The sequence below is a fragment of the Microcoleus sp. POL10_C6 genome, from assembly GCF_036701585.1.
Lineage (GTDB): Bacteria > Cyanobacteriota > Cyanobacteriia > Cyanobacteriales > Microcoleaceae > Microcoleus.
Genome location: NZ_JAUBRB010000002.1, coordinates 36,589 through 48,313 on the forward strand (window position 1 = coordinate 36,589; position 11,725 = coordinate 48,313).

Annotated in this window: 6 protein-coding genes; all 6 read left to right on the forward strand. The window is 44.3% G+C overall.

What is annotated here, in order from left to right; genetic code table 11:
* The first annotated feature begins 145 nt into the window (after window positions 1-145).
* The 6 genes from QUA34_RS01335 to QUA34_RS01360 all read left to right on the forward strand — a co-directional run bounded on the left by QUA34_RS01335 (window position 146) and on the right by QUA34_RS01360 (window position 11,629).
* Complete coding sequence (locus QUA34_RS01335; RefSeq protein ID WP_333324861.1) at window positions 146-1,213, forward strand: LOG family protein; 1,068 nt, start codon at window positions 146-148, stop codon at window positions 1,211-1,213.
* Window positions 1,214-1,438: 225 nt separating this feature from the next.
* Complete coding sequence (locus tag QUA34_RS01340; RefSeq protein WP_333383486.1) at window positions 1,439-2,644, forward strand: urease accessory protein UreH domain-containing protein; 1,206 nt, start codon at window positions 1,439-1,441, stop codon at window positions 2,642-2,644.
* Entirely contained in the window at window positions 2,619-3,092 is a 474-nt protein-coding gene (locus QUA34_RS01345) for a hypothetical protein (protein WP_333383488.1), read from the forward strand. Before QUA34_RS01340 ends, QUA34_RS01345 begins: the two co-directional genes overlap by 26 nt.
* 274 nt (window positions 3,093-3,366) lie before the next feature.
* Entirely contained in the window at window positions 3,367-4,809 is a 1,443-nt protein-coding gene (locus QUA34_RS01350; RefSeq protein ID WP_333324856.1) for a cytochrome ubiquinol oxidase subunit I, read from the forward strand.
* Window positions 4,810-4,817: 8 nt separating this feature from the next.
* Window positions 4,818-5,831, forward strand: a complete 1,014-nt coding sequence (cydB, locus tag QUA34_RS01355; protein WP_333383491.1) for a cytochrome d ubiquinol oxidase subunit II — start codon at window positions 4,818-4,820, stop codon at window positions 5,829-5,831.
* Window positions 5,832-6,247: 416 nt separating this feature from the next.
* Window positions 6,248-11,629, forward strand: coding sequence for an AAA family ATPase (locus QUA34_RS01360; protein WP_333383494.1), 5,382 nt, complete (start codon window positions 6,248-6,250; stop codon window positions 11,627-11,629).
* Window positions 11,630-11,725: the final 96 nt, after the last annotated feature.

Sequence of the window (11,725 nt, forward strand, 5' to 3'; positions counted from 1 at the left end):
GCTAACTCGCTTCAGAACCGGGGCAAAGCTACGGGAAAAGTTATTAGTGGTCAGCAGGGCAATTTGCTGGTGGCTATTGGCTTCTAACTTTGGCTTGCCCCTTAATTTTTGGTAGCGACAATTTGTTATCGTTTCGGAAAAATTCATGATTCGTTCTGGGTCTGGTCAAGGTTTTGAGTCCCTCCAAGCTGAATTGATCGATTTGCTCGATCGCTTCCCAATGTTAAAGCACTCTGAGTGGATCGAACGATCGCTCTCTACTATAGTGCAAATGGCCGGAGAGGAGCTCGATCGCCTAGACTGGAAAATTATTGCGGCGTCGCTCCGAGATATGGAGAGCGCTTTTGAGATGTTTTATCCTTACCGACACGTTCGCAAAATTGTGATTTTTGGTTCGGCGAGGGTGTCACCGCAATCGGCAGAATATTTGATGGCCAGAGACTTTGCGCGGGCGATCGCCCAGCAGGGGTTTATGGTGATTACTGGCGGCGGCGGAGGAATTATGCAGGCGGGGAACGAGGGGGCGACTGCTGAACGTTCTTTTGGGCTGAACATTCAGTTGCCTTTCGAGCAGAGTTCTAATCCTTTCATTGCCGGCGATCCCAAATTGCTCAATTTTAAATATTTTTTCACTCGCAAGTTATTTTTTCTCCGGGAGAGCGATGCTTTAGCTCTGTTTCCGGGTGGTTTTGGCACTCTGGACGAGGCTTTTGAGTGTCTGACTTTGACTCAAACTGGCAAGTTCGGGCCGGCTCCTTTGGTATTGATCGATCGACCGGGAGGAGATTATTGGCACGATTGGAATTATTTTGTGCAAAAACAATTGCGGGGCCGGGGTTTGATTTCACCCGAGGATCGCAGCCTGTATACGATTACTGACGATATAAATGTCGCTTGCGAGGCGATCGGTAGTTTTTATCTGGTTTATCACTCCTGCCGTTATGTACGCGAAAAATTGGTAATTCGCTTGAAAACAGAGCTTTCTGAGGAGAAGGTCGATCGGCTAAATACTGATTTTAGCGATATTGTTGTCACCGGAAAAATTGAAAAAAGTCAAGCTTTGGAACCGGAAATAGGAGATGAAACTTTCGATCTGCCGCGCCTGACTTTGCATTTCAACCAGCGGGATTTTGGGCGGCTTTATCAGCTAATTGCTGCTATTAATCAAATGGGTGCAGCTTCGCCGGCGGCTGCCCATCCAGAACAAAAGTAGTTATTAGTCATTAGTTATTAGTCATTAGTCTGTAGAGGCGGGTTTCACGAGAAATAGTTGTAACTAACTCAGAGGATAAATAAACCTGCCCCTCTGATGGAGATAAATTTGACAGACTGTCTTTTGACAAAATCGATAGGCTACATTTATGATATTCAACACTCATCAATAATCAATCAGCAGTAAAAAAACTAATAACTAATGACTGCTGACTACTAACTCAAAATGCTAGACCTGCTGCTAATTGCAATTTTGGGATTTCTCGGCAGTTTCGGTCACTGCGCTGGGATGTGCGGCCCGCTGACAATGGCGTTTTCTCTTTCTAATTCCCGCAACGATAAATTAGCTGCTTTCCGCTTTCATTTGCTGCTAAATTTGGGGAGAATTACTGCTTACGCTTTGGTTGGTGCTGCAATTGGCGGACTGGGTTCGGTGTTAATTGCTGGCGGACTTTTGGCAGGTACGGGTAGCGAATTGCGGCGGGCGATCGCACTTCTCACGGGCACGATGCTGATTTGGTTCGGAGTAGGGCAAATTAAACCGAACTTGCTGCCGGGATTGCCCCGATTGCACCCGCTGTCGCACGATCGAGTCGGACAAGCAATGAGCAAGCTTTCGGCACAAAAAAAATGGTGGGTGCCGATTGCTTTGGGTTTGCTTTGGGGTTTGATTCCCTGCGGTTTCCTCTACGCGGCGCAGATTAAGGCGGCGGAAACGGGAAATTCGGTTTTGGGTGCGGCCACGATGCTGGCTTTTGGACTCGGCACGCTGCCAACGATGCTGGGAGTGAGTTTTTTTGCTGGCAGATTGAGCGCCGACAAGCGCAGTCAACTTTTTCGTGCGGGTGGTTGGGTGACGATATCGATCGGGATTCTTACCTTGCTGCGAACCGATGAAATGGTAGATTTTACAGGCCACGCAGCGCTGCTGTGCTTGATGCTAGCACTGTTGGCGCGTCCGGTGAGCAAGTTTTTGCCGCAACTGCTGCGCTACCGCCGGGCTTTGGGTGTGGGCGCGTTTGTCTTAGCACTCGCCCACACGTTTCATATGCTGGATCATACGCTGAAATGGAATTTTGACGCCCTATCTTTTATGTTGCCGCAGCATCAGTTGGGAATGATGGCTGGGATGCTGTCGCTGCTGTTGATGTTGCCGGCGGCGGTTACAAGTTGCGATCGTATTCAAAATTTTCTAGGCCAACTGTGGCGAATGCTTCACTTGTTAAGCGTTCCAGCTTTCTTGCTGTGCGCCATTCATGCTGCACTCATCGGTTCCCACTATCTCGGTGGCTTTGAATGGAAGTTGCACAATCAACTGCTGACAGGCGTGTTAGCGGTGGTTGTGGTATTAGTTATGTTTGTGCGATCGCGCTTGTTTTGGTCAGTTTTATCACTAGAAAATTTCTATGTTTCACCTGTCAAACAAAAGTAAAAGTTTAGGATTGTTAGTATTTTTGGGAGTGCTAGTAGAAGCAACAATTCCCAGTGCGCCGCAGTTAAACTCTCTTTCAGTTTTGGCACACGAAGTCGAAGTATCCGGGGATGTCGCAGCTACCTTTCACCTCGAACCCAACCACAATCCCCGCGCCGGACAGCCTGCGAGAGTGTGGTTTGCGCTGACTCGCAGGGGCGGTCAAATTATCCCGCTAGAGCAGTGTAATTGCAAATTGGCTGTTTATCCTAAAAATCGTAAAGAGGGGGATAAGCCGCTGATGCAGCCGCCTTTAACCGCCATATCTGCCGAGAAATATCAAGGCATTCCGGGAGCTGATATCGTGTTTCCCAAGGCTGGGATTTACGAACTAGAATTGAGCGGAACAGCCCAAAATAAAGCTAATTTTAAACCCTTTAAACTGACTTATACAGTCACAGTTCGCTAAGATAATCTTTCCATCACCGAACATAAATCTTGTAGGGGCGGGTTCACCAACAATAAATGCCTAAAACCCACAATCTCATAAACCCGCCCCCACCCAACGGCCAATCATAATCTACCTATTTTAACATACAAGAAAATACAACCGAAATCTGTATAAAACCTTAAAAAGTGCCAACTCTACAAAATGTCACAAATTTTTACACTACATTATAACCAGTGTCCATTATGGAATTTGTGCAAGCTAACCTCTTTTGAACTGAGCAAAGGATATAACGATGGATATCTTATCTAACACCGTGGCGCTATCGCGGATGCAATTTGCCCTAACCGCCATATTCCATATGCTGTGGCCAGTTCTGACAACTGGAATGGGGATTTACCTGGTAATTGTTGAAGGAATGTGGCTAAAAACTCGCAATCCTGACTACTACCATCACGCTCGTTTTTGGTCTAAACTCTACGTCCTAAACTTCGGTATTGGAGTAGCTTCAGGAATTCCGATGGAATTTCAGTTTGGCACAAACTGGGCACCATTTTCGGAAGCGGTTGGTGACTTTTTTGGCAGCATTTTGGGATTTGAAGCTTCAATGGCATTTATGCTAGAAGCCGGCTTTTTAGGCATTATGCTATTTGGTTGGGAGCGCGTTCACCCGATCGTCCATTATTTCGCTACAATCATGGTAGCCTTCGGCGCTAACCTATCCACAGTCTGGATTTTAGTCGCTAACTCTTGGCTGCAAACTCCTGCAGGCGGAGAAATGGTCAATGGCAAGTTTATTGTCAGCGATTACTTTCAAGCAATTCTGAACCCGTTCGCATTAAACAGCATTCTTCATATGTTTTTTGCGACGTTAGAAACTTCGCTGTTTGTCATTGGGGGAATTAGCGCTTGGTACATTCTCAATAAGCGCAACCAAGCGTTTTTTTCCAAGTCTTTAAAAATTGCCATAGCGACAGCAATCGCCGTTGCACCTTTGCAGATATACATCGGACATTTGAGCGCCGAACAAGTCTATCACTATCAACCCACTAAATTAGCAGCAATCGAAGCTAAGTGGGAAACCTCACCAGCGGGAGAGTCCGCAGATTGGACTTTGCTAGCTTTGCCTAATGAAAAAGCCCAAAAAAATGACTGGGAAATTAGCGTACCCAATGGCTTAGGGTACGTTCTGGAATTCAAGCAAAAACTCTCCGAACCCGTACTCGGATTGAAGGAATGGAAGCCAGAAGATAGACCCAGGATGGTGGGTTTAATCTATTATTGTTTCCGCATCATGTCCGGCATTGGATTCTTCTTTTTAGGACTGATGCTGTTCAGTATAATTCAGTGGATGCGAGGCAAACTTTCTGCTGAAAATATTAGCAGTCAACCTTGGCTGATGCGCGCTTGGGTATTAGCTGCTCCCCTGGGATATATTGCTGTAGAATCGGGTTGGATTGTGCGCTGTGTCGGCAGACAACCTTGGGCTTTATACGGGCAAATTCGCACTGCTGACGCGGTGTCAAACATCCCCGCCAGCAATGTTTTAACTTCTCTGAGTTTCTTTGCAGTTATTTACAGCTTTTTGTTTGTTTGTGCCTTGTATTTTGGCAGCAGAATTATCCGCCAAGGGCCTAATTTAAGTCTGCCTGTGCCTGGTTTAGACAATGAACCTGCCATCGAAAGTCAACCCGCAGAACACATTCCCGATCAACGTCCCTTGGAAGCACAACAATAGGAGATTTTATGCAAGCTTTGGAGCATTTTCTCCCGCAAGTTTGGTTTGTAGTTTTGGCTTTGTTTCTCCTGCTATATGTCATGCTAGATGGTTTTGACTTAGGAGTAGGAATCCTGTCTCTTACTGCTTCCGACGAGGAACGCCGGGGCATTTTAATGACGAGTTTGGGCAACGTTTGGGACGCGAACGAAACGTGGCTAGTTTTAATGGGAGGCGCTTTATTTGGTGCATTTCCCCTCGCTTACGGTACGATTTTAACGGCCTTGTACATACCGATTTGCATGATGCTTTTTGGTTTGATATTTCGCGCTGTAGCCTTTGAATTTCGCGAGCATTCTAATCGCAAGTTATTCTGGAATTATGCCTTTGGTGCTGGCAGTTTTTTAGCAGCTTTAGCTCAAGGATTTGCCCTCGGTGCTGTGCTCGAAGGCATTGCGGTTGATGAAGCTGGTCACTTTGTAGGTTCTACTTGGGATTGGCTGGATTGGCGATCAATCTTGGTTGCTTTGACGCTGATTCAAGGCTATGTTTTGATCGGTTCAACCTATCTAATTATGAAAACGGAGGGCGAACTGCAAACAAATCACTATCGCACGGCTAAAATTGCGGCGGTGACAACTTTAATCGGAGCAGTTTTAATTACGATCGCCACTCCGATTTTTTACGAAAGTGCTAGAGCCAGGTTGTTCGATAAACCGCTAGTTTATGTCTTTGCCACGATTCCTTTGTTGGGAGTGCTATTGGTGGGACTGCTGCTGAAAAGTCTCGCAAATAAAGAAGAACGAACGCCGTTTGTCTGGACGATTCTGATTTTCTTGCTTACTTTCATCGGCTTGGGATTAATTGTTTTTCCCTACATTATTCCCTCGCAAATCACCATTTACCAAGCCGCAGCTTCGCCCAGCGCCCTGGTATTTATGATTGTGTTTATGGGCGTTCTGCTCCCGATTATGATTTTTTACAACATCTACAATTATGTTGTGTTTCGGGGTAAGGTTGTCGGCGGCCACTACGGCGAATAAAGCATAATACAACCGCAGATGCAGGCAAATATACGCAGATACTATCAAGTTTCTATACTGGTTAATCTGCGTATATTTGCGGTTAAAAATTACAAATTATTGTTTTATGATACCATCACAACTTACGAAACCATACTATACATACCATAGCCAATAGGGCCGAATAGGGAAAGGAACTGGTTGAGAATTAGCGATCACACCTCATACGATTTAAGATTTGAGATTGCTCGCACGGATGAGTCCGGGGGCTTGTCACCAAAATGCTTGATTGTCAAATAATAGTTGATAAACATAGGGAAAAAATTACAGTTAATTCTGTACCTAGCGAGGGTGCAGAGTTGGCGATCGCTATCTTTGTCACATAATAAAATAAAATAGAAGGGAATGTTTTAATTTAACTGTTGTATAAACGAGTTATGGATGCGATCGCAAATTTGTCAGGTTATGAAATTACAGAGAAACTTTATGTAGGTACACGTACCTTAGTCTATCGAGGCATCCGTACCCGTGACCAATACCCAGTCGTCGTCAAACTGCTGCGAAACAAATACCCCACCTTCAACGAGCTCGTCCAGTTTCGCAACCAATATACCATTGCCAAAAATCTCGACTTCCCTCACCTCGTCAAACCCCTGACGCTGGAAGTATACCAGAATAGCTATGTCCTAGTAATGGAAGACTTTGGCGGAGTCTCCCTATCTACTTATCTCAAAACCGCAACAAATGAAACCGAATCATCTCAAGTTTTACCTTTAGCAGAATTTCTCCCACTCGCCATACAACTAACAGACATTATCCACTATCTCTACCAAAAGCGAGTCATTCACAAAGATATTAAACCCGCTAATATTCTTATTAATCCAGACACTAAACAAATTCAACTAATTGACTTTAGTATTGCATCCCTCCTACCACGAGAAACCCAAGAAATACAGAATCCCAATATCTTAGAAGGAACATTAGCCTATCTCTCTCCCGAACAAACAGGACGGATGAATCGAGGCATTGACTATCGTAGTGACTTTTATTCCCTGGGTGTGACTTTTTATGAATTGTTGACAGGAAAGTTGCCCTTTATCTCGGATGATCCGATGAAATTGGTGCATTGTCATCTCGCCAAACAGTCCAAACCGAGCCATCACATTAATCCTGAAATTCCCCCGATTTTATCGCAAATTATCAGTAAGCTAATGGCGAAAAATGCCGAAAATCGCTATCAGAGTGCATTAGGACTCAAGCACGATTTAGAGATTTGTTTAGTTCAGTTACAAAAAACAGCACAAATAGAATCTTTTGAACTCGGAAAGCGAGATATTAACGATCGCTTTACTATCCCCGAAAAGCTCTACGGTAGAGAAAAAGAAGTTAATCACCTATTAGCTGCCTTTGAGCGAGTCAGCACAGGTAGCACCGAAATGATGCTAGTAGCAGGTTTTTCGGGAATTGGGAAAACCGCCGTTGTCAATGAAGTTCATAAACCCATTGTCCGTCAGCGCGGTTATTTTATCAAAGGCAAATATGATCAATTTCAACGCAACATTCCCTTCAGTGCCTTTGTGCAAGCCTTCCGCGACTTAATGGGTCAATTGCTATCAGAATCGGATACCCAACTGCAAACATGGAAAACCCAGATTTTAGCAGCCGTCGGAGACAACGGACAAGTATTGATTGACGTAATTCCTGAGTTAGAACGGATAATTGGCGCTCAACCTCCTGCAACAGAATTGTCAGGAAGTGCCGCCCAAAATCGCTTTAATCTGCTAATGCAGAAATTTGTGCAAGTTTTCACGAGCAAAGAACATCCTTTAGTGATGTTTTTGGATGACTTGCAATGGGCGGATTCAGCCTCCCTGAATTTGCTACAATTATTGATGAGGGAGACAGGATATTTATTAGTATTGGGGGCCTATCGAGATAATGAAGTTTCACCTGTGCATCCATTTATCTTAACAGTAGATGAGATAATTAAAAGTGGGGCAATAGTGAAGACGATTACTTTGCAACCATTAAGCCAACCAGATATGAATTTGTTGGTGGCGGATACGCTGAATTGCGACTTATCCCTGACCCAACCTTTGACCAAATTAGTGTATCAAAAAACTCAGGGTAATCCTTTCTTTGCCACTCAGTTTCTCAAGGCATTACATGACGATAAGCTAATTAGCTTTAACTGGGATATTCGGCATTGGCAGTGTGATATTGCCCAAGTCAAAGCCTTAGCGATCACTGATGATGTCGTTGAATTCATGGCTTTGCAATTGCAGAAGTTGCCGCCAGAAACTCAGGATGTTCTCAAATTAGCTGCTTGTATTGGAGCGCAGTTTGATTTGAATACGTTAGTAATTGTCAGTGAGAAATCTGCTGCGATGACGGCTAAAGCTTTATGGAAAGTAATGCAGGAAGGTTTGGTGATTCCCACGACCAAAATCTATAAATTCTTTACGGAATCAGAGAGTGATGAAGTTTTCAAGGCTTCAGCTAATCCCACTTATCGATTTTTACACGATCGCGTCCAGCAAGCCGCATATTCGCTAATTCCAGATTCGCAGAAAAAAGCAACGCATCTCAAAATCGGACAATTACTTCAGCAAAATTGCGCCGAGATAGAGCAAGAAGAAAAACTGTTTGATGTTATCGGGCATTTGAATCGAGGAATTGAGTTAATTACCCAACCTAGCGAACGAGAAGCCTTAGCTAAACTGAACTTGGCAGCCGGTTGTAAAGCCAGAAATTCTACCGCCTACATGGCAGCCAGAGTTTATCTGCAGACAGCCATTGATCTACTAACAGCCAACTGCTGGCAAAGCCAGTATGAATTAACCCTGAACCTCTATGTTGCTGCTGCTGAAGTCGCCTATTTGAATGCTGACTTTGATGGCATGGAAGAGATGGCAGCACTTGTGCTAAAGAATGCACAGACAATATTAGACAAAATCAAAATTTATGAAATTCAAATCGTCGCACAGACAGCACAGAGTAAGACGTTAGAAGCCATTGCAGTAGCAAGAGATGCACTCTGGCAATTGGGGGTTGAACTCCCTACCGAAGCTGACGAAGCCTTGATTGGTAAAGCGCTACAGAGCCTTGCGGGCCAACTCAGCGGCAGAAAAATTGAGGAACTAATCGATTTGCCTGTGATGAGTGATCCTCAGACTCAGGCAGCTATGCCAATATTGGCAATGTTATTTGCACCCATTCTCCAGGGAATTCCAGGCTTAGTACCCCTACTGAGCTCCACGATGGTAAGTTTATCACTCCAATTTGGGAATGCACCCGCATCAACAGTGGGCTATGCGATTCACGGGCTTGTATTAAGTGCCTTTTTGGGAGAGGCAAAAACAGGCTATAGCTTTGGTAAATTGGCAATGTCATTGCTCGATCGGGTCAATTCACGAGAATTTAAGTGCATTACTCATAATATGTTTGGGGCATTTATTCAGCATCATCAAAATGCTATGAGGGCAGGGATACCAACCCTGAAAGAGGGCTTTATAGCTGGGATGGAAACTGGCGATTTTCTTAACGCTGGCTACAATATAGCTACTTACAGCTACATCAACTTTTACAGTGGGGTAGAACTGGATACTTGGGAACCGGAACTTGCAGTCTACAGTGCTACCTTGGCTCAGGTGAAGCAATATTCTGCTCGGACTTATTTGCATATGGAGCTGCAGATGTTGCAGAACTTGAGGGAAGTTCGTACTCTGTCGGATTGCTTAATCGGCGAAGCCTATGATGAAACGGTAATGATTCCTAAGCACTATCAGGAGCGTGAATTCAGTGCGATCGCCCTTATCTACGTCTACAAACTACTGCTTGCCTATTCCTTTGGTAATTATCCGGCTGCTCTAAACTACATTAGCTCAGCCAAAGAGTGTGTGATGGCATTATCAGGATTGGTTCATGTTCCCATTTTCCATTTCTATGCAGCCCTGACGCATCTGGCGCTCTTCCCCACAAATCCTGAAATTGAGCAAGCTGACATTCTCGCCTCTGTGGAAATTCATCAAACGACTCTGCACCAATGGGCGCAAAATGCTCCCATGAATCATCTGCATAAATGGTATTTGGTTGAAGCAGAACGGCAGCGGGTTTTGGGCAATAAAGCAGATGCACTGGAAATGTACGATCGCGCGATCTCCCTCGCTAAAGAAAATCTATTCCTCAACGAAGAAGCCCTCGCCAACGAACTCGCAGCCAAATTCTACCTAGAATGGGGCAAAGAAAAAGTAGCTCAAGCCTACATGATTGAAGCATATTATTGTTATGCCCGCTGGGGAGCTAAAGCCAAAATAGACGATTTGGAAAAACGTTATCCTCGCCTACTCGGTATTATCCTTCAGCAAGCTCAATCCTTTAGTTCCTTTAAGGAAACGATCGCCCGGGGAACAATTACTTATAATACCAACTCTTCTAGCAGCAACTCTGAATTTCTAGATGTGCCTACTCTGATCCAAGCCTCTCAAGCCATTTCTGGAGAGATTGAACTAGATCAACTCCTGACTACTCTTTTAAAAATAGCGATCGCGAATGCTGGCGCCACTAAGTGCGTCTTATTGCTCAAACAAAAACAGTATTTACAGGTAGCGGCTCTTGTAGCAGAGGGACAGGAACCTAAGCTATTACCATCAATACCTCTAGAATCTAGTCAGGATGTAGCAATTAGTTTGGTTAACACGGTCAAGCGTAGTTTGAAACCTTTGGTAATAGTTGATGCTAGGGTAAGTTCCCAGGTTGCGAGCGATCGCTATATTGAACAGCACCAGCCGATCAGTGTTCTTTGTATGCCCATTCTTAATCAAGGGCAGTTGATAGGAGTTTTATACCTGGAAAATAACCTGACGGTTGGGGCATTTACGAGCGATCGCATTGAAGTGCTAAATTTGCTGGCTTCTCAAGCTGCTATTTCCTTAGAAAATGCCCGTTTGTATCAAGAATCTCAACAAGCATTTACCGATCTCAAACAAGCACAAATAAAAATAGTTCAAAGCGAAAAGATGTCAGCATTGGGAAACTTAGTGGCTGGGGTCGCTCACGAAATTAATAATCCAGTGGGTTTTCTGGTTGGTAATATTCAACCCGCCTTAGATTATATCAAAGATTTGTTTGGATTGCTCGATTTGTATGAACAAAAATATCCGCAACTCGATCCAGAAATTCAAGAAGAAATCGAGAACATCGATCTTGACTACATCCGGGAAGATTTACCGAAATTAATAGGTTCGATGCGGGAAGGCGTGAAGCGGATTCGGGATATTAGTACCAGTCTACGGACATTCTCCCGTGCCGATACTAACTATCCCGTACCTTGCAATATCCACGATGGCATCGATAGCACCATTATGATTCTGAAACATCGCCTCAAGGCTAACGATACTCGTCCAGAAATCAAAGTGATTAGGGAATATGGGAATTTGCCACCCGTGGAGTGTTATGCCGGACAGTTGAATCAAGTATTTATGAATTTGTTAGGTAATGCGATCGATGCTTTGGAGGAATCAAATCAAGGACGACCTTATGCAGAAATCGCTAATGAAATTACCATTAAAACCGACATTTTTCGGGACAACAAACAAGCGAGAATTTGGATCAAAGATAACGGTGTGGGTATGAGTGAAGCTGTGCAAGAGAAGATTTTTGATGAGTTATTTACTACCAAGGAAGTAGGGAAAGGCACGGGATTGGGTTTGGCGATCGCACGGCAGATTGTGGTTGAGAAACACGGCGGTACAATCGAGGTAAATTCTGTATTGAGAGCAGGGACGGAGTTTACAATTTTATTGCCGATGAAAGGATAAGACTATTATCTTGATAGAGCGCCATCTTTCTCTTTAAAAGTGAAAAAGAATAAAAGCGGTAGAGTCTGTCGCTTCGGGATTTCGCAGTTTTATTTT